The 17,973-nt window shown below is 63.2% G+C and carries 18 protein-coding genes; 13 read left to right on the top strand and 5 right to left on the bottom strand.

Going from position 1 to position 17,973, the window contains the following annotated elements:
- Nucleotides 1-117: 117 nt before the first annotated feature.
- Complete coding sequence (gene metK, locus PQV96_RS16760) at nt 118-1,299, bottom strand: methionine adenosyltransferase (RefSeq protein WP_066698278.1); 1,182 nt, start codon at nt 1,297-1,299, stop codon at nt 118-120.
- Between the two features lie 131 nt (nt 1,300-1,430).
- Here metK and PQV96_RS16755 point away from each other — a divergent pair, with 131 nt between their 5' ends.
- Together PQV96_RS16755 and PQV96_RS16750 are read left to right on the top strand one after the other, a co-directional pair.
- The gene (locus PQV96_RS16755; protein WP_273623648.1) at nt 1,431-2,282 is read left to right on the top strand and encodes a lysophospholipid acyltransferase family protein; all 852 of its coding nucleotides are present in this window, start codon (nt 1,431-1,433) and stop codon (nt 2,280-2,282) included.
- Complete coding sequence (locus PQV96_RS16750; RefSeq protein WP_207374163.1) at nt 2,279-3,148, top strand: lysophospholipid acyltransferase family protein; 870 nt, start codon at nt 2,279-2,281, stop codon at nt 3,146-3,148. Before PQV96_RS16755 ends, PQV96_RS16750 begins: the two co-directional genes overlap by 4 nt.
- 83 nt (nt 3,149-3,231) lie before the next feature.
- Here PQV96_RS16750 and PQV96_RS16745 read toward each other — a convergent pair whose 3' ends face one another.
- Nucleotides 3,232-4,137 carry an alpha/beta fold hydrolase gene (locus PQV96_RS16745; protein WP_207374162.1) on the bottom strand — a complete coding sequence of 302 codons (906 nt, stop codon included), beginning with the start codon at nt 4,135-4,137 and terminating at the stop codon, nt 3,232-3,234.
- A gap of 57 nt (nt 4,138-4,194) precedes the next feature.
- The gene (yihA, locus tag PQV96_RS16740) at nt 4,195-4,956 is read right to left on the bottom strand and encodes a ribosome biogenesis GTP-binding protein YihA/YsxC (RefSeq protein WP_242638156.1); all 762 of its coding nucleotides are present in this window, start codon (nt 4,954-4,956) and stop codon (nt 4,195-4,197) included.
- A 73-nt stretch (nt 4,957-5,029) separates the two neighbouring features.
- Here yihA and PQV96_RS16735 point away from each other — a divergent pair, with 73 nt between their 5' ends.
- The 11 genes from PQV96_RS16735 (at nt 5,030) to hisA (ending at nt 15,219) form a co-directional block, all read left to right on the top strand.
- Nucleotides 5,030-5,659 (top strand): c-type cytochrome, encoded by a 630-nt coding sequence (locus tag PQV96_RS16735; RefSeq protein WP_142081953.1) that lies wholly within the window; start codon nt 5,030-5,032, stop codon nt 5,657-5,659.
- A gap of 133 nt (nt 5,660-5,792) precedes the next feature.
- The gene (locus PQV96_RS16730; RefSeq protein ID WP_207374161.1) at nt 5,793-7,946 is read left to right on the top strand and encodes a cytochrome c biogenesis protein ResB; all 2,154 of its coding nucleotides are present in this window, start codon (nt 5,793-5,795) and stop codon (nt 7,944-7,946) included.
- A complete protein-coding gene (ccsB, locus tag PQV96_RS16725; RefSeq protein ID WP_207374160.1) occupies nt 7,943-9,277 on the top strand; it encodes a c-type cytochrome biogenesis protein CcsB in 1,335 nt (444 codons plus the stop codon). The genes PQV96_RS16730 and ccsB overlap by 4 nt, the downstream gene beginning before the upstream one ends.
- A 151-nt stretch (nt 9,278-9,428) precedes the next feature.
- A complete protein-coding gene (gene msrP / locus PQV96_RS16720; RefSeq protein ID WP_207374159.1) occupies nt 9,429-10,427 on the top strand; it encodes a protein-methionine-sulfoxide reductase catalytic subunit MsrP in 999 nt (332 codons plus the stop codon).
- Nucleotide 10,428: 1 nt separating this feature from the next.
- A complete protein-coding gene (locus PQV96_RS16715; protein ID WP_273623645.1) occupies nt 10,429-11,073 on the top strand; it encodes a protein-methionine-sulfoxide reductase heme-binding subunit MsrQ in 645 nt (214 codons plus the stop codon).
- A 194-nt stretch (nt 11,074-11,267) separates the two neighbouring features.
- Entirely contained in the window at nt 11,268-11,492 is a 225-nt protein-coding gene (locus PQV96_RS16710) for a CopG family transcriptional regulator (protein WP_273623641.1), read from the top strand.
- Nucleotides 11,489-11,941, top strand: coding sequence for a PIN domain-containing protein (locus PQV96_RS16705; RefSeq protein WP_273623640.1), 453 nt, complete (start codon nt 11,489-11,491; stop codon nt 11,939-11,941). Before PQV96_RS16710 ends, PQV96_RS16705 begins: the two co-directional genes overlap by 4 nt.
- Nucleotides 11,938-13,068, top strand: a complete 1,131-nt coding sequence (gene hisC / locus PQV96_RS16700; protein WP_273623639.1) for a histidinol-phosphate transaminase — start codon at nt 11,938-11,940, stop codon at nt 13,066-13,068. The genes PQV96_RS16705 and hisC overlap by 4 nt, the downstream gene beginning before the upstream one ends.
- Entirely contained in the window at nt 13,065-13,700 is a 636-nt protein-coding gene (gene hisB / locus PQV96_RS16695; RefSeq protein ID WP_273623638.1) for an imidazoleglycerol-phosphate dehydratase HisB, read from the top strand. The genes hisC and hisB overlap by 4 nt, the downstream gene beginning before the upstream one ends.
- Before the next feature lie 50 nt (nt 13,701-13,750).
- Nucleotides 13,751-14,419: an imidazole glycerol phosphate synthase subunit HisH gene (gene hisH / locus PQV96_RS16690; RefSeq protein WP_273623636.1), complete on the top strand. Its 669-nt coding sequence runs from the start codon at nt 13,751-13,753 to the stop codon at nt 14,417-14,419.
- Nucleotides 14,420-14,475: 56 nt separating this feature from the next.
- Nucleotides 14,476-15,219, top strand: a complete 744-nt coding sequence (gene hisA / locus PQV96_RS16685; RefSeq protein ID WP_044400271.1) for a 1-(5-phosphoribosyl)-5-[(5-phosphoribosylamino)methylideneamino]imidazole-4-carboxamide isomerase — start codon at nt 14,476-14,478, stop codon at nt 15,217-15,219.
- Nucleotides 15,220-15,309: 90 nt separating this feature from the next.
- On the opposite strand, the gene PQV96_RS16680 is transcribed toward hisA, so the two are convergent.
- Together PQV96_RS16680 and pelG are read right to left on the bottom strand one after the other, a co-directional pair.
- Complete coding sequence (locus PQV96_RS16680; protein WP_337930819.1) at nt 15,310-16,371, bottom strand: spherulation-specific family 4 protein; 1,062 nt, start codon at nt 16,369-16,371, stop codon at nt 15,310-15,312.
- Nucleotides 16,372-16,598: 227 nt separating this feature from the next.
- Nucleotides 16,599-17,972 carry an exopolysaccharide Pel transporter PelG gene (gene pelG / locus PQV96_RS16675; protein ID WP_273623632.1) on the bottom strand — a complete coding sequence of 458 codons (1,374 nt, stop codon included), beginning with the start codon at nt 17,970-17,972 and terminating at the stop codon, nt 16,599-16,601.
- Nucleotide 17,973: the final 1 nt, after the last annotated feature.

The following is a 17,973-nucleotide window of genomic DNA, read 5'->3' as shown; positions in this document are numbered from 1 at the left end:
CAGCCCCGCAGCAGCGCGCAGCGCAGCTGCCTTGTCCGTACTTTGGTCTACGTTCACATCGCTGGCGCGATATGAACTTCGCCCGAAGACCGATACCGCGCTGTCAGCGCGGCGGGCTTACAGCCCGGCTGCTGCGCGCAGCGCAGCAGCTTTATCGGTCTTCTCCCAAGTGAACTCGGGTTCTTCGCGGCCAAAGTGCCCGTAGGCGGCGGTCTTGCTGTAGATGGGGCGCAGCAGGTCCAGCATCTGGATGATGCCCTTGGGGCGCAGGTCGAAGTGGGCTTCCACCAGCTTGGCGATTTCATGGTCGGGGATCACGCCAGTGCCTTCGGTGTACACGGTGATGTTCATCGGGCGTGCCACGCCAATCGCATACGCCACCTGGATCTGGCACTGGCGTGCCAGACCTGCGGCCACGATGTTCTTGGCCACGTAGCGGGCTGCGTAGGCGGCAGAGCGGTCTACCTTGCTGGGGTCCTTGCCGCTGAATGCGCCGCCGCCGTGGGGGCATGCACCGCCGTAGGTGTCCACAATGATCTTGCGGCCCGTGAGGCCACAGTCACCCTGCGGACCGCCGATGACGAAGCGGCCTGTGGGGTTGATCAGGTACTTGGTGTCCTGCAGCCATTCCTTGGGTAGCACCGGTTTGATGATTTCTTCGATGCAAGCCTCGTAGAAGCTGGCCTTCATCTTGGTGGCGGTTTCGCTCTGGTCGGGGCTGTGCTGGGTGGAGAGCACCACGGTGTCGATGCTGTGGGGCTTGCCGTCCACATAGCGCATCGTGATCTGGCTTTTGGCATCAGGGCGCAGGAAGGGCAGGCGGCCGTCCTTGCGCAGCTGGGCCTGGCGCTCGACCACGCGGTGCGCGTAGTAGATGGGCGCGGGCATCAGCTCAGGCGTTTCGTCGCAGGCGTAGCCAAACATCAGACCTTGGTCTCCCGCGCCGATGTTCAGGTGGTCGTCGGACGCATGGTCCACACCCTGGGCGATGTCGTTGGATTGCTTGTCGTAGGCCACCAGCACTGCGCAGCCACGATAGTCGATGCCGTATTCGGTGTTGTCGTAACCAATGCGCTTGATGGTGTCGCGTGCGACCTGGATGTAGTCCACATGGGCGTTGGTGGTGATCTCACCGGCCAGCACCACGAGGCCGGTGTTGGTCAGCGTTTCGGCGGCCACACGGCTCTTGGGGTCCTGTTCGAAGATTGCGTCGAGGATCGCGTCAGAGATCTGGTCTGCCACCTTGTCGGGGTGGCCTTCAGAGACGGATTCCGAGGTAAAAAGAAAGTCGTTCGCCATTTGAATATACTCCTGTGTTCCGGCATTTTGGGCGTCGCCCGCAGCCTAGGTAGCTTTGGCGAACGCTTTAGCAGATTTTTTTTACGTCGCCCTGCAAGTTGCTCATTTAACTCAGCGACCCTCACATTTTAATGCCTGCTGTCTTTCGATTCTTTTCCGTATTTCCGTTGTGGTTGCTCCACATCATCGGATGTGTTCTGGGCTGGGTGGCTTTTGCTGCCTCGGGCGTGTATCGCCAACGCTTTCTGGCCAATGCGGCGCTGGCGGGCTATTCGTTTGCGCAGGTGCGTGCCGCCGTAGGCCACGCCGGGCGCATGGTGGCGGAGTTGCCCCGGCTGTGGTTGGGCGCGCCCGTGCCGGTTCGCATTGAGGGCGAACCCTGCGTGGAGCAGGCCTGGGCTGCCGGGCGCGGTGTGATTTTTCTCACCCCGCACCTCGGGTGCTTCGAGATGTCGGCCCAGGCCATTGCTACGCGCTGGAGTGCCCAGCAAGGCCCAATCACCGTGCTGTACCGCCCCGCGCGCCAAGCCTGGTTGGCCAAGGTGATGGAGACCGCACGCAACCGCCCAGGCATGCAGGCCGTGCCCACCACGCTGGCGGGGGTGCGCCAGATGATCAAGGCGCTGCGCCGTGGCGAAGCCGTGGGCCTGTTGCCTGACCAGGTACCGCCCGAAGGGCTGGGAGTCTGGTCGCCCGTGTTTGGCAAACCGGCCTACACCATGACGCTGGCCGCCCGCCTAGCGCTGCAGACCGGCGCCACCGTGCTGCTGGTGCGCTGCGAGCGCGAACCGATGGGGCGCGGCTTTGTGATGTATGCCGAGCCCTTGCCGCAGCCGCTCGACGCTGACCTGGAGACCGCCGTGCGCCAGGTCAACGAGGCCATGGAGCATGTGATTCGCCAGTGTCCTGGCCAGTACCTGTGGGGCTATGGCCGCTACAAGCAGCCCCGAGCCGAAGCCCCAGCGGTGGAGGCCTCGTCATGATGAGTCGGCTGGGTGTGTGGTTCATGGGCGTGCTGGCCCGAGTGCCTTTGCCGGTGTTGCGCGCCATGGGGGCCGCGTTGGGGCGGGTGTTGTTTGTGCTCGTGGTGCCACGGCGCAAGATTGCTCTGCGTAATCTTGAGCTGTGCTTTCCGCAGGCATCGGTTGAGCAGCGCACGCAGTGGGCGCGCGAGAGCTTTATCGTCTTTTGCCAGACCTGGCTGGACCGCAGCTGGCTGTGGTCAGCTCCTCAGTCGGTGGTGGAGCAGCGCGTGAAGCTCCGGGGCGCCGTGCAGGAGCTGGATGGCGATGTGCCCACCATCATCTTCGCACCGCATTTCTACGGCATGGACGCAGGCGGGCTGGTGCTGCCGTTGCGCACTTCCCGGGCGTTCACGTCCATTTTTTCTACCCATCCCGACCCGGTCATTGACGCCTGGTTCATGGCGGGCCGCCAGCGTTTTGGCGACGTGCGCATGCTCAACCGCGCAGACGGGGTCAAGCCCATCATTTCCAACCTGCGCAAGGGTGGGCTGCTCTACCTGCTGTCCGACATGGATTTCGGAGCCGGTGAGTCGATCTTCGTGCCCTTTTACGGCGTTCCAGCGGCCACGGTGCCGTCGCTGTCGCGCTTTGCGCGCCTGGGCCGCGCCAAGGTGATTGGCATGTACACGCGACTGACTCCCGATGGCTACGTGGCTGAGCTGACGCCCGCGTGGGACCACTATCCCACCGACGATGTCGAGGCTGACACCGCCCGCATGAACCGCGAGCTGGAGCGCTACATCAACACCATGCCCGGCCAGTACTACTGGGTGCACAAGCGCTTCAAGACGCGGCCGGAGGGGCTGCCGTCCTTGTACAAATAAAGCGTGGAGCGGGCGCGTAGCCGCGCGTGGCGCTTGATAAGGAAAAGGCCTTGTAAGGCTTGCCGGTAAAGCGCTAAAAGCTACTATTTCAGTAGCAAAAAATGCCCCAATTCCTGCGCGAAGCGCTCGGGGTGTTCATGCACCACCCAGTGCGATGCGTGCTCGATCTGGCGCAGCCGCAGGCGGTGTACCCAGTCGGGCAGGCCCTGCAGCAGCCCCGGCAGCAAGGCCGGGTCGTCCATGGCCCACAGCACCAGCGTGGGAACATCCACGCTCAGCATCGATGCCGGCAATTCCAGGTCGAGTGCGGCGCGGTCGCCTTCGCGCGGAGGGCGCAACGGGCTGGCGCGGTAGTAGTTGCAGGCTCCGGTCAGCCCCTGGCTCCACAGCGCCCGGTATTGGGCACGCACGGCCTCAGTCAACCATGCGGGCGCGTGGCCTTCCGGGGTGTTGAAGAAAGCGAACAGCCGCTGAAAGTCGTTTTCGGCCAGGAGCGATTCTGCGTCTGGTCTGCACAAAAAGTGCATGTACTGGCTGGCGGCCTGCTGGGCTGCGTTGGTTTGCAGTTCGCGCAAAAACGCGCCGGGGTGGGGCGAGTTGATGACCGCCAGGCGCTTGAGCCATTGCGGCTGCTGGTTGGCCAGGTTCCAGGCCACGGCACCACCCCAGTCGTGCGCGACCAGGCACTCCACGGTCCCCGTGGTGCACACCGCCGAGATCAGCGCGACCAGGTCTTGCACCAGGTGTTTGGCGCGGTAGGCTTCGGTGGCTTGGGGTTGGCTGGATTCGCCAAAGCCACGCAGGTAGGGCGCCACGCAGTGGTAGCCACCGTTTTCGGGGCGGGCAAAGTGCAGCAGCAACTCATCCCAGATGAACGCGCCTTCCGGGAAGCCGTGCAGAAACATCAGCACCGGGCGTCCACGCGAGCCACTTTCGCGGCATTGCAATGAAATCCCGTGGGGCAGGGTGACAGTGCGGGTCTGGATCATGGCGCGATTTGCTATAAGTTATATAGCTGCTCGCGCTTTATCTATAAGCGCTGGCGGCTATTCGGTTGATGGGTTCTCGTCGGCGGCCTGCGGGCTGGCTGGGAGGGATTGGGCACCTCCCTCTGCCGCAGGCTCCGTCCCTTGCGGACGCACGGGGTGCGCCCATTGCCACAGCAATTGCGCTACTTCGTCCACCCCTTGCTTCTTCAGGGCCGAGAACATCTTCACCTCGCCACCGCCAGCCTGCAGTCGCGTAATGGACAGCACCTTGGCTTGCTCCGAGCGGGTGAGCTTGTCGGCTTTGGTCAGCACGATGAGGAACTTCAGTCCCTCTTCCACGCGGGGGCGCACCGCTTCGAGCAGGGCCTCATCCAGCTCCGTCAGGCCCAGGCGCGGGTCACACAGCAGCACGATACCCGTGAGGCCGGGGCGGCTGACCAGATAGTTCACCATCACCTGCTGCCAGCGCAGCTTGTCGGAGCGCGACACCGCCGCGTAGCCGTAGCCGGGCAAGTCGGCCAGCACGGCGTCGGTCACGCCCTGCTTGCCCAGGGCGAACAGGTTGATGTGCTGGGTGCGCCCTGGCTTTTTGGAGGCAAAGGCCAGTTGCTTTTGCTGGGTGAGGGTGTTGATGCAGGTGGATTTGCCTGCGTTGGAGCGGCCCACGAAGGCGATTTCCGGCACATCGATGGGGGGCAGGTGGTGCAGCTGGGCAGCGGTGGTCAGAAAGCGTGCCGTGTGCATCCAGCCCATGGCGATCTTGGCGTCGGGTGCGGGCGGAAGGCTGCCAGCAACTGGCGCAGAAAGATGGGTTGTCATGGAAAGTTGGGATGCTCTGGAGCCTCATTGTAGAATCGAGCGGCTTTTGCGCACATAAACACACACCCTCGATATGAAGTTGCTCGCCTCCTTGTTGACGGCTGCCGTACTGGCAGCACCTGTTTTCTCGGCCTTTGCAGCGGGTGATGCACCCAAAGTGGCCAAGCCGGATCTCGTCAAGGGCGAGGCCAGCTACACCGCTGTGTGCGCGGCATGCCACGGAGCTGACGGCAATTCAGCCATCGCTGCCAACCCCAAGCTGTCACAGCAGCACCCCGAATACCTCGTCAAGCAACTGCAGGAGTTCAAGTCCGGCAAGCGCAACAACGCGGTCATGAAGGGGTTTGCCACCATGCTGACCGACGAAGACATGAAGAACATCGCCTACTGGGTGGCTTCCAAGCCAGCCAAGGCAGGTTTCGCCAAGGACAAAGACCTGGTGACCCTGGGCGAGCGCATCTACCGCGGCGGCATTGCAGACCGCAACATTGCCGCCTGCGCTGGCTGCCACAGCCCCAACGGTGCTGGCATCCCAGCCCAATACCCACGCCTGTCCGGCCAGCATGCTGACTACACCGTGGCGCAACTGAATACCTTCCGCGACGGCTCGCGCGCCAACAGCCAGCAAATGACCCAGGTCGCAGCCAAGCTGAACGACAAGGAAATCAAGGCGGTTGCCGACTACATTGCCGGCCTGCGCTGAGTTGCGCTGATGCATTGGGTGGCTTCTGTTGGGGGCCACACGGAACCAACCGCCAATAAACAAACCCAAAAAGGGCGGGCCCATCCAGACGATGGCCCCGCCCTTTTTCTTCGCCTCCTGCCCTTTTATCTCCATGTCTGAAACCACCCAAGGCGTTCGCGTCCAGTCGGGCTCACGGGCTCTGCGCGCAGGGGTCGAACTGCTGTCGTCCATGCGGTTTGCCATTTCGCTGCTGACGGTGATCTGCATTGCCTCGGTCATTGGCACCGTGCTCAAGCAGCATGAGCCGGCCGTCAATTACGTGAACCAATTTGGACCCTTCTGGGCAGAGCTTTTTGGTGCTTTGCAGCTCAATGCGGTGTACAGCGCGTGGTGGTTTTTGCTGATCCTGGCCTTTTTGGTGGTCAGCACGTCCCTTTGCATCGCTCGCAACACCCCCAAATTTTTGAGCGATATCAAATCTTATAAAGAAAATGTGCGCGAGCAGAGCCTGCGCGCGTTCCACCACAAGGCCGAAGCGGCCCTGGCAGAAGGCACGGAAGCCGAGGCCCGGCGCATTGGCGGCATGCTGGCCAGCGGGGGCTGGAAGGTGCGTCTGCAGCAGCGTGACACCGCCGCAGGCCCCGGTACCGGCTGGATGGTGGCCGCCAAGGCAGGGGCTGCGAACAAGATCGGCTACATCGCCGCGCACAGCGCCATCGTGCTGGTGTGTGTGGGTGGTTTGCTCGACGGCGATTTGATCGTGCGCGCCCAGATGTTGCTGGGCGGCAAGACCCCTTACGCGGGCAGCGGGCTGATTGCCGATGTGAAGCCAGAGCACCGCTTGTCCGAGCGCAACCCGACCTTCCGTGGCAACCTGGTGGTGGCCGAAGGCACGCAGTCGGGCACGGCGATCCTGAACCAGTCGGACGGCGTGCTGCTGCAGGAGCTGCCGTTTGCGGTGGAACTCAAGAAGTTCATCGTGGAGCACTACTCCACCGGCATGCCCAAGCTGTTTGCCAGCGAAATCATCATCCACGACAAAGCCACGGGCGAGAAAACACCGGCCCGTGTGGAGGTGAACCACCCCGCCAGCTACAAGGGCATCGAGATTTACCAATCCAGCTTTGACGATGGGGGCTCCCAGCTCAAGCTGCGTGCGGTGCCCATGGCGCCTGGAGCCCAGCCGTTTGATGTGGAAGGCGTGGTGGGTGGCTCCATCCAGCTCACCAACAAGGGCGGAGCCGCGGGCGGCGACACCATGACCCTGGAGTTCACGGCGCTGCGCACCATCAACGTGGAAAACTTCGCGGGGGCGCCCAACATGTCGGGCGCCGATGTGCGCAAGGTGGATTTGCGCGAGTCCGTCGAGTCCCGCCTGGGCGCTGCCAACAAGACCGTGACCAAGAAAGAGTTGCGCAACGTGGGCCCCAGTGTGAGCTACAAGTTGCGCGATGCCGCAGGCCAGGCCCGCGAGTACCACAACTACATGCTGCCCGTGGACACGGGCGATGGCACGCCAGTGTTCCTGCTGGGCGTGCGCGAAGCGCCTTCCGAACCCTTCCGCTACCTGCGTGTGCCTGCCGATGACCAGGGCAGCATGGATGGCTTTGTGCGCATGCGTGCAGCGCTGGCAGACCCCGCCGCTCGCGACAAGGCTGTGCGCCGCTATGTGGCGCAGGCCATCGAGCCTTCGCGGCGTGAACTGGCCGAGCAGTTGTCCCAATCCGCCTCCCGGGCCCTGGCGGTGTTCGCGGGTGCGATGCCAGCTGCTCCAGGCAAGCCAGCCGGTGGGCTGCAAGCCATTTCTGATTTCATGGAAGCCAACGTGCCAGAGGCCGAGCGCTCTCGCGCGGGTGAGGTGCTGATCCGCATCCTGAACGGCACTTTGTTTGAGCTGGTGCAACTGACGCGCGAAAATGCGGGCCTCAAGCCCCTGGAGCAGGACGATCGCACCCGCGCCTTCATGACGCAGGCGGTGCTGTCGCTCAGCGACGCCGTGATGTACCCCGCCCCGATGGCTTTCGAACTGAAGGACTTCACCCAAGTGCAGGCCAGCGTGTTCCAGGTGGCCCGTGCCCCCGGCAAGAACATTGTCTATCTGGGTTGCGCCTTGCTCATCCTGGGCGTTTTTGCCATGCTTTACATCCGTGAACGCCGTGTTTGGGTGTGGTTATCGCCCCAGGAACAGGGCTCTCATGCTCTGATGGCGCTTTCCACCAACCGCAAAACGATGGACGGCGACAAGGAATTTGTCCAGCTCGCTCAAAAATTGATCGGGGCGCAGCCCCACACAGGCCACGCATGAACACCGCAACCACCACCATCACCCTGAACGAAGGCTTCTTCTCGCGCCGCAACTGGCTGGACTGGCTGTTTGCCGTCCTGGTCACCGTGGGCGGTCTCTACGCCTTTCAGCGCTACAGCGCCTACATGGACGTGTATGAAAAAGGCATCCTGATCGGCGCGGTGCCCAGCGTGATCTGGCTGGGCTGGTTCTGGCGCCCTTTGCGGGTGCTGATGCTGGTGGTGGCGGCCCTGGCGCTGATGGCCATCGGCCTGTATCAGCAAGATGGTACGGGCAGCCTGGCGCGTGCAGAGACGGTGTTTGGCCTCAAGTACTTCCTGTCCAGCCAGTCGGCCATTCTGTGGATGAGCATGCTGTTCTTCATGAGCACTGCGTTCTACTGGATCGGCATGTTCTCGCGCGGGGAGGGGAACACCATGAGCATGATCGGCTCACGCATCGCGTGGGTGGCGGTGGCCATGGCCCTCATCGGCACGCTGGTGCGCTGGTACGAAAGCTACCTCATCGGCCCTGATGTGGGGCACATCCCGGTCAGCAGCCTCTACGAGGTGTTCGTGATGTTCTGCTGGATGACCGCAGCGTTCTACCTGTACTACGAAGAGCAGTACGAAACCCGCTCGCTCGGTGCCTTCGTCATGCTGGTGGTGAGTGCGGCTGTGGGCTTTTTGCTCTGGTACACCGTGGTGCGCGAGGCGCATGAGATCCAGCCCCTGGTGCCCGCCCTCAAGAGCTGGTGGATGAAGCTGCATGTGCCTGCCAACTTCATTGGCTACGGCACGTTTGCGCTGGCCGCCATGGTGGCCTTTGCCTACCTCATCAAGATGCAGGCCAGCGAAACACGCTGGTACAAGCTGGCGCCCCTGTGGCTGCTGGGCGTGGTGTTGTGCTTTGAACCCATCGTGTTCCGCCAGAACGCCACCGAAGGCGGCAGCAGCTACTGGATGGTGTATTTCGGCGTGTCAGCGCTGATCGTGGCGAGCATCTTGTTTGGCCGCAAACGCATTGCGGAGCGCCTGCCCAGCTTTGAGGTCCTGGACGACGTCATGTACAAGTCCATCGCCGTGGGCTTTGCCTTCTTCACCATCGCCACCGTGCTGGGCGCGCTGTGGGCCGCCGAGGCCTGGGGCGGCTACTGGAGCTGGGACCCCAAGGAAACTTGGGCGCTGATCGTGTGGCTGAACTATGCATCCTGGCTGCACATGCGCCTGATGAAGGGCTTGCGCGGCGCCGTTTCGGCCTGGTGGGCGTTGGTGGGGCTGGCGGTCACCACCTTTGCCTTCCTGGGTGTGAACATGTTCCTGAGCGGCTTGCACAGCTACGGCACCCTGTAACTTTTACGCGCAGCGCCCCTGCTACAGGGGCGCTTCTCCCCTGGTCGGCAACTGTTCCGTCTTCGGTGTAACCTGACTGGTCTGCAAAGCGAACTAAGCGTCGCTTTTGTGCTCATACAGCGCGGCAGTCACCATTCCACCGGAGAAACTCATGCGGACACCTCCTCGCAACACGGGCTTTCAACACCCGTATTCCAGCGAAATCACCCCCAAGGCCGTTTACGAAGACCGCCGTCAGATGCTCAAGCGGATGGCGGGTGGCGCTGCGGGTGTTGCCATCGCCGCATGGGCGGGGCGCCAAGCCATGGCCCAGCAGGTCACGCGCCCTGGCAAGCTCGCAGCCCTGGCCAGCACCAAGTCGGCCGTGGCAGGTGCGGTGACGATGGAGAAGCTCACCGATTACAAGGACGCGAGCACCTACAACAATTTCTATGAGTTCGGCACCGACAAGGCCGACCCCGCGCGCAACGCGCACACGCTCAAGACCACGCCCTGGACGGTGGAGGTGGAGGGGCTCATCAAGAAGCCGGGCAAATACGGCATTGAAGATCTGCTCAAGCTCAGTGCGCAGGAAGAGCGCATCTACCGCCTGCGCTGCGTGGAAGGCTGGTCGATGGTCATCCCCTGGGTGGGCTATTCGCTGGCCGAGCTGATCAAGCGTGTGGAGCCCATGGGCAGTGCAAAGTATGTGGAGTTTGTGACGCTGGCCGACAAGGCCACCATGCCCTATGTGGGCTCGCGCGTGCTCGACTGGCCCTATGTGGAAGGCCTGCGCATGGACGAAGCCATGCACCCGCTGACCCTGCTGGCGTTTGGCATGTACGGCGAGGTGCTGCCCAACCAGAACGGCGCGCCAGTGCGCTTGGTGGTGCCATGGAAGTACGGCTTCAAGAGTGCCAAGAGCATCGTCAAGATCCGCTTCGTCGAGAAGGAACCGGGCACCGCCTGGAACAAGGCCGCGCAGCAGGAATACGGCTTTTATTCCAATGTGAACCCCAATGTGGATCACCCCCGCTGGAGCCAGGCCACCGAGCGCCGCATTGGCGAAGACGGCCTGTTTGCCAAGAAGCGCAAGACGCTGATGTTCAATGGCTACGAGGCCCAGGTAGGTCAGCTGTATACGGGCATGGACCTCAAGAAGTTCTACTGATATGCGGGCTGATACGAGCCCGCAGCGCCCCCCCGGCACGCAGGGCGACTGGCGCAAGGCGCTGCTGCACCCCGCCATCAAGCCACTGCTGTTTTGCGCGGCGCTGCTGCCCGCGGTGTGGCTGATGGTGGCTGCGGCTACCAACCAGTTGGGCGCCAACCCGGCCGAGGCGTTGATCCGCTCCACCGGCGACTGGGCCTTGCGCGCGTTGTGCGTGGTGCTGGCCTTGACCCCACTGCGTGTGACGTTTGCCGTGCCCGCGCTGGCGCGGTGGCGGCGCATGTTGGGGCTGTTTGCGTTTTTCTACGCTTTCTTGCATGTGCTCAGCTACAGCTGGCTGGACATGGGGCTGGCCTTGCCCGACATCCTGGCTGACATTGCCAAACGGCCCTTTATCCTGGTGGGCACGCTGACCTTTGTGGTGCTGTTGGCGTTGGCGGCCACCTCGTTCCAGCGGGCTATCCGGGCGCTGGGGGGCAAGCGCTGGCAGGCGCTGCACCGCACGGTGTACGCCGCCGCATTGCTGGCGGTGCTGCATTTCTTCTGGATGCGCGCTGGTAAAAACAACTTTGCCGAAGTGGCGGTGTACGCCGCCATCATCGCGGCGCTGCTAGGCTGGCGGCTGTGGCGCAGGCTGAAGGGCTGACCCGGGTGGCGCTGCGTTCCTTGGGGTGAGATTGCTATATTTTTAGTAGCTGCTTGCGCTTATGGATAGAGCGCTATAGGCCAATTTCTCTCTGTATTTCAAGGGTTGATGGTGCCCTTGTCTTGCGGTGGGTGCGCTGAGGTGTTTGGTTGCACGAACTTCGTGGGCCACGAAGTTCGTGTAAACTGGGCCGTATGAAAAACGTCACCATCACGATGGACGACACCGTGGCCGAATGGGTTCGCGTCGAGGCCGCCAAGCGCGGCAGCAGTGTGTCGCGGCTCATGGGTGAATGGCTGGCCGAAAAAATGCGCCAGGAAGACGCCTACGCCCAGGCCATGCGCGAGGCCCTGGCGTTTGAATCCTGGGGCGCATCATCAGGCCCCTACGTGCCCCGCGAGACCTTGTTCCAGCGATGAGCACCACCTCCATTTTTGTAGACACCGAAGTGCTGCTCGCCAGCGTGGACGAGCGTGACCCAGTGCGCCAGGCACGTGCGCGCGAGTGGCTCACTTTTTGCTGGCAAACGCGCAGCGGGCGCATCAGTTCGCAGGTGCTCAACGAGTTGTACAACCAAGCCATCCAGCGCTTTTCCGGCCCCCACGTGCTGCAGCAAGTGCGTGCCCAGGTGCGCCGCCTGCGCGTGTGGCTGCCGCCGCACCTGGACGCCTACACCGTCGATGGCGCCTGGGACCTGCAAGACCGTTATGGCCTGGGCTATTGGGATGCGCTCATTGTTTCGTCCGCCCACCAGCAGGGCTGCCGCTACCTGCTGACCGAAGCCTTGCCGCACGACCAGGTGCTGGACGCCGTGCGCGCCATCAACCCCTTTGTTTTGGCCCCCAACGAACTGGACACTGCCGAATGACCTCTGCCGCCACGCCTACCGACACGCTCGCCAACGCTTTGAACCGCATCCGCCCCGATGTGCGCGCCATGCACTCGTACGTGGTGCAGCCGTCCACCGGCATGCTGAAGATGGACGCGATGGAGAACCCCTTCACCTTGCCTGAGGCGCTGCAGGCTGCGCTGGGCCAGCGTCTGGGGGCGCTGCCGTTGAACCGCTACCCAGGGGCACGGCAGAACGATCTGCGGGCTGCTTTGAAAGCCTATGCGGGCGCACCCACGGATTACGACGTGGTGCTGGGCAACGGGTCTGACGAACTCATCACCCTGCTGGCACTGGCCTGCGCACAGCCCGGCACCGGCCACCGCGCCACCATGCTGGCCCCCATGCCGGGCTTTGTGATGTATCCCATGAGCGCGCAACTGCAGGGGCTCGACTTTGTGGGCGTGCCGCTGACGCCCGACTTTGAGCTGGACGAGCCCGCCATGCTGGCCGCCATTGCGCAGCACCAACCCGCCATCACCTACATCGCCTACCCCAACAACCCCACGGCCACGCTGTGGGACGAGGGCGCGGTGCAGCGCATCATCGACGCCGTGGGCGCGCAAGGCGGCATCGTGGCGGTGGATGAGGCCTACCAGCCGTTCGCCAGCCGCACCTGGCTCACCCGCATGCAGGCCGAGCCTGCGCGCAACGCCCACGTGCTGCTCATGCGCACGCTCAGCAAGTTTGGCCTGGCCGGTGTGCGCCTGGGCTACATGCTGGGCCAGCCCGCGCTGGTGGCCGAGATCGACAAGGTGCGCCCGCCCTACAACGTGAGCGTGCTCAACTGCGAAGCCGCCCTGTTTGCGCTGGAGCATGCCGATGTATTTGCCGCCCAGGCGGCCGAGCTGCGGGCCCAGCGCACGGTGCTTATCGATGCCCTGCGGGCCATGCCCGGCATCGAGAAGGTGTGGGACAGCGAAGCCAACATGGTGCTGGTGCGCGTGGCCGACGCGGGCAAGACCTATGAGGGCATGAAAACCCGCAAGGTCCTGATCAAGAACGTTTCTACAATGCATCCATTGCTGCACAACTGTTTGCGTCTGACCGTGGGCAACGCCCAGGACAACGCCACCATGCTGGCCGCACTCCAAGCCTCCCTATGACTTCCTCCGCACTCGTCACATCCACCGCCACCGATCCCGCCGCTGACCGCATCGCCGAAGTCAGCCGCAACACCGCCGAGACGCGCATCACCGTGCGCATCAACCTCGACGGCACGGGCCAGTCCAAACTGCACACGGGCATCGGCTTCTTTGACCACATGCTCGAACAGATCGCCCGCCACGGCCTGATCGACCTGGACATCGACTGCGCAGGCGACCTGCACATCGACGGCCACCACACGGTGGAAGACGTGGGCATTACCCTGGGCCAGGCGTTTGCACGGGCCGTGGGCGACAAGAAGGGCATCTCGCGCTACGGCCACGCTTACGTGCCGCTGGACGAGGCGCTGAGCCGCGTGGTGGTCGACTTCTCGGGCCGCCCCGGCCTGCACCTGCACATCCCTTTCACAGCAGGCAGCATTGGCGGTTTTGACACCCAGCTCACCTACGAATTCTTCCAGGGCTTCGTGAACCACGCGGGCGTGACGCTGCACATTGATAACCTCAAGGGCATCAATGCCCACCACCAGTGCGAGACAGTGTTCAAGGCCTTTGCCCGTGCGCTGCGCTCTGCGCTCACGCGCGACCCGCGTGCCGCGGGCACCATTCCGTCCACCAAGGGTAGTCTCTGATTTTTAAGCCAAAAAGGCCTCTAGCGCCCATCCAGTAAGCGCTAACAGCTATGAATACAGAAGCAAAAACAGTCGCCGTGGTGGACTACGGCATGGGCAATCTGCGGTCGGTCTCGCAGGCCGTGCAGGCGGCAGCGCAAGGTTCGGGCTGGACGGTAATCGTCACCTCGCGCCCCGATGAAGTGCGCGCCGCCCAGCGCGTGGTGCTGCCAGGGCAGGGCGCCATGCCCGACTGCATGCGCGAACTGCGTGAGTCGGGCCTGCAAGAGTCCGTGCTGGAAGCCGCCGCGTCCAAGCCGCTGTTTGGCGTGTGCGTGGGCATGCAGATGCTGCTGGACCACAGCGCCGAGGGCGACACACCGGGCCTGGGCTTAATCCCTGGGGAGGTCATCAAGTTTGATCTGGCAGGCCGCACCCAGGCCGATGGCAGCCGTTTCAAGGTGCCGCAGATGGGCTGGAACCAGGTGCGCCAGGTGCCCCACGGTGGTGCGGTACACCCAGTGTGGGCAGGCATTCCTGACAACAGTTACTTTTACTTCGTGCACAGTTTCTACGCCCGCCCCCAAAGCGCCGCGCACTGTGCCGGAGAGGCAGACTACGGCGGAGTATTCGCCGCAGCCATTGCGCGCGATAATATTTTTGCCGCGCAATTTCACCCCGAGAAGAGCGCGGAACATGGCTTGGCCCTGTACCGCAACTTTCTGCACTGGAACCCCTGAATCTTTCAACCCGTTCGGGCCGAGCTTGAACTCGCCCTTTTCCTCCCGAACCCATCATGCTGCTCATCCCCGCCATCGATCTCAAAGACGGCCACTGCGTTCGCCTCAAGCAAGGCGATATGGACCAATCCACCACCTTTGGTGAAGACCCCGCGGCCATGGCCCGCAAGTGGGTGGATGCCGGTGCACGTCGCCTGCATCTGGTGGATTTGAACGGTGCTTTTGCGGGTACGCCCAAGAATTACAGCGCCATCAAGTCCATCCTCAAAGAGGTGGGTGACGACATTCCGGTGCAGCTGGGCGGCGGCATTCGCGACCTGGACACTATCGAGAAATACATCGACGGCGGCCTGCGCTACGTCATCATCGGCACCGCTGCGGTGAAGAACCCCGGCTTCCTGAAGGACGCCTGCAGCGCCTTCGGTGGCCACATCATCGTGGGCCTGGACGCCAAGGACGGCAAGGTGGCCACCGATGGCTGGAGCAAGCTCACCGGCCACGAGGTGGTGGATCTGGCCAAGAAGTTTGAAGACTGGGGCGTCGAGTCCATCATCTACACCGACATCGGCCGCGACGGCATGCTCTCGGGCATCAACATCGACGCGACCGTGAAACTGGCCCAGGCTTTGAGCATCCCCGTGATCGCCTCGGGTGGCCTGTCGAACATGGCCGACATCGAGCAACTGTGCGCTGTGGAGTCTGAAGGCGTGGAAGGCGTGATCTGCGGCCGCGCCATCTACAGTGGTGATCTGGACTTTGCCGCTGCGCAGGCGCGTGCGGACGAGCTGGGCGAAGCCTGAGATTGTGCGGGCTGCGGTGAGCGCAGCCGTTGAAACCAACAAAAAGCCCTGCCCGGAGTTACTCTTCGGGCGGGGCTTTTTGTTGGCTGGTCAGCAGGCGGGAAGGACGGTGGCGGTGTTGAGGGCGCGCACTGTACCCACCAGCGAACTCCAGTAGCTGGGCAGGCTGGCCCAGGGGTTGCCGACCTGTGTGGTGGGGTTGTATTGCAGGTTGGTGGCGTACACCAGACCGTGGTTGTAGCGCGCTGACGCGGCAGCTTGAACGGCGGTTTGCATGGCAGCGCAGTTGTCGGCGTTGTGCACCAGCATGGCATGGCGGCTGTTGGTCAGCGTGTAAAGCCACGGGGTGCTGGTACGTGGGTCAAAGTTCTGGAACGTGGTGGCTGCGCCTTCAAAGCTGACGATGGCGTCTGTCACTCCGGCATACGCGGCGGCAGGCACCAGCCCTGGGTTGCCCACCACGCGCAGCGTGGCGCCCCGGGCCTTGATGTGGCCGTAAATCTCGCGGTAGAACGGAATGTGTGTTTCGTTGGCAGACATCTCGTCCAGGAAGATGCCGCTGATCACCGAGCTGCCATACAAGTCCAGGTAGCGGTCGATGTTGGTCTTGATGTCCGCCAGGCTGCGCGAGCCCGTACCGTAGCGGGTGTACACGTAGCCGATGACCTTGCCCCCTGCTGCGACGAGGTTGCGGGCTGCCTGCAGCGTTGCGGCGTCGGCGGTGGTGAAGATGCCGTTGGAGGGGTTCAGGATGGCGGTGATGCCGGCGGCGGGGTTGGCGCTGGCCGATGCCGCCATCTGGGACCAGCCGGTGTTGGTGGTGGGGTGGAAATAGGCGGGCACCAAAATCTCCAGTGCCGCGGGCTGTGGCCGCAGGTAGATGGTTTGCGTACCGGTGCCGGTGGCCCCGTTCACCGTGCTGCGTGCCGTGAGGGTGTGAGCCCCCGCGGTGGTGCCGGTGAGTGATGTGGACGCCAGCCCCGAGCGGGTTTGGGGTGCCACGGGTGAGAAGCTGCCGCCAGGCATCGAGAACGACACTGCCGTTCCATCGGCGGCAGCGCTGCCGCTCACAGAGACCTGTGCCTGCACGGCGACCGGCGTCTGAGCGGTTAGCACACTGCCTGCGGCTGGCGCTGTGATCGTGACTTGCACGGTGCTGGGGGGCGTAGGCGTATCTGAGCCACCGCTACCGCCGCCACAGGAGGCGACGAGCGCGGCGATGGGAAGCAGGCTGGCTGGGCGCCGCAAGGAATTCAAAAGAAAGGACATGGCATGGTTGAAACGCAGGGGGGTAAAAAAAAGTTACACGACCCGGGTCGCCGCGTTCCACGGACTTTTGTAAAGACGCTGCTGGGGGAACGCACCCCTGCAGCGCTGCCTTACTGCAGCATGAAGGTTTCGTATTCCAGCCGGTTGAGCTGGCGCGTCAGCAGCACCATGCCTGTGCACAGTGTGACCAACATCGAGCCTGCAAAGCCATATCCGTAAAAGGCGGCCCCCAGGTGCAGCGTCAGCGCGGTGAAAACGATGTTGAGCACCACCATCTCCACACACAGCACCAGCACAATGCGGCGCTGGTCCAGGTAGAAGAACACGTTGAGAATCGCCATCAAGCCCACCTGCAGGCCCGCCCCCACCACCTGCACATGCAGCAAAGGCAGGTACAGGCTGGAGATGCCCAAGGCATCCAGCAGCGCCGGACCCGCCACAAAGGTCACCAGCACAGCCAGGGTCTGGATCTTGGCGATCTCGCCCAGCCCTTGCTGGATGGCATAGACCATTTCATCACGCATCGACTCGATGTATTCAAGCGAGCCGCCGCTGCGCACCGCGTCGTAGAACTTGTCGTAATACTCCACGAAGTCGGTCTCGATGCGCACCAGGAACACCGCCATGCCGGGGATGATCGAAAGGTACGAGAGGAACACCGGCAGGTCATAGATCAGCGAGGCACGCAGGCCGGCGATGATGGGCTCCGACGTGGGCGGGAAATACCAGAACATGAACTTGTCTGCCCAGATGGCCACGTTGTAGAGCAGGCCCACCAGCACGAGCGACGGGTACAGCAGCTTGCGTTCGGCAAAGTCAAATGCGATCAGCCGGCCCTTGGGGCTGAAGTCGCGCACCACCATCACCCACATGCCGGCCAGCAGCACGAAATTGCCCAGCACGAAGCCGCCCAGCAGCCCCTCCAGCCCCCAGGGGCGCATCAACAGGGATGCCACCACGATCAGCGCATAGGCGCCGCCGAACAAGACCGTGATGGCCTGGTAGCGCTTCATGCCCGACAGCAAGATGGCCAGCACCCACACGCCGCACATGACGCAAAAGCCGGCCAGCATCAGCAGCCGGTACAGCAGCCGCTCGCCCGGGAAGACGACGAACAGCGCCAGGGTGCCCAGCACGGCCGCCACCGCAATCACGCCCAGCAGCAGCCCGTGCAGGTTGGGCAAGATCAGATCCCGCTTCTTTTCAAACAGCCGGTCCGACACGAACCGGGTGAAGGCCAGCTGCACAAACCCGGTCAGGATCAGGCTGCAGGCCACCAGGTAGGTGACGGAAGTCTGGAACTGGGTAACCAGAAAATTGGGTACCACCACGCTGGCGCTGAAGATCCCCACCAGCAAGATGCCGATGATGGAGAACACCCAGGGGCCGGAGCCAATGACACCCGCATAGGCGTAGGCCTGCAGCAGGCCCGTCAGCGTGTTCTTGCGCAGCATGCGGCGGAGTTCAAAGCCAATGCCTGCCATG

The sequence above is a fragment of the Acidovorax temperans genome (assembly GCF_028596105.1).
GTDB lineage: Bacteria > Pseudomonadota > Gammaproteobacteria > Burkholderiales > Burkholderiaceae_C > Acidovorax > Acidovorax temperans.
This window is presented reverse-complemented; position numbering and strand designations above follow the sequence as displayed.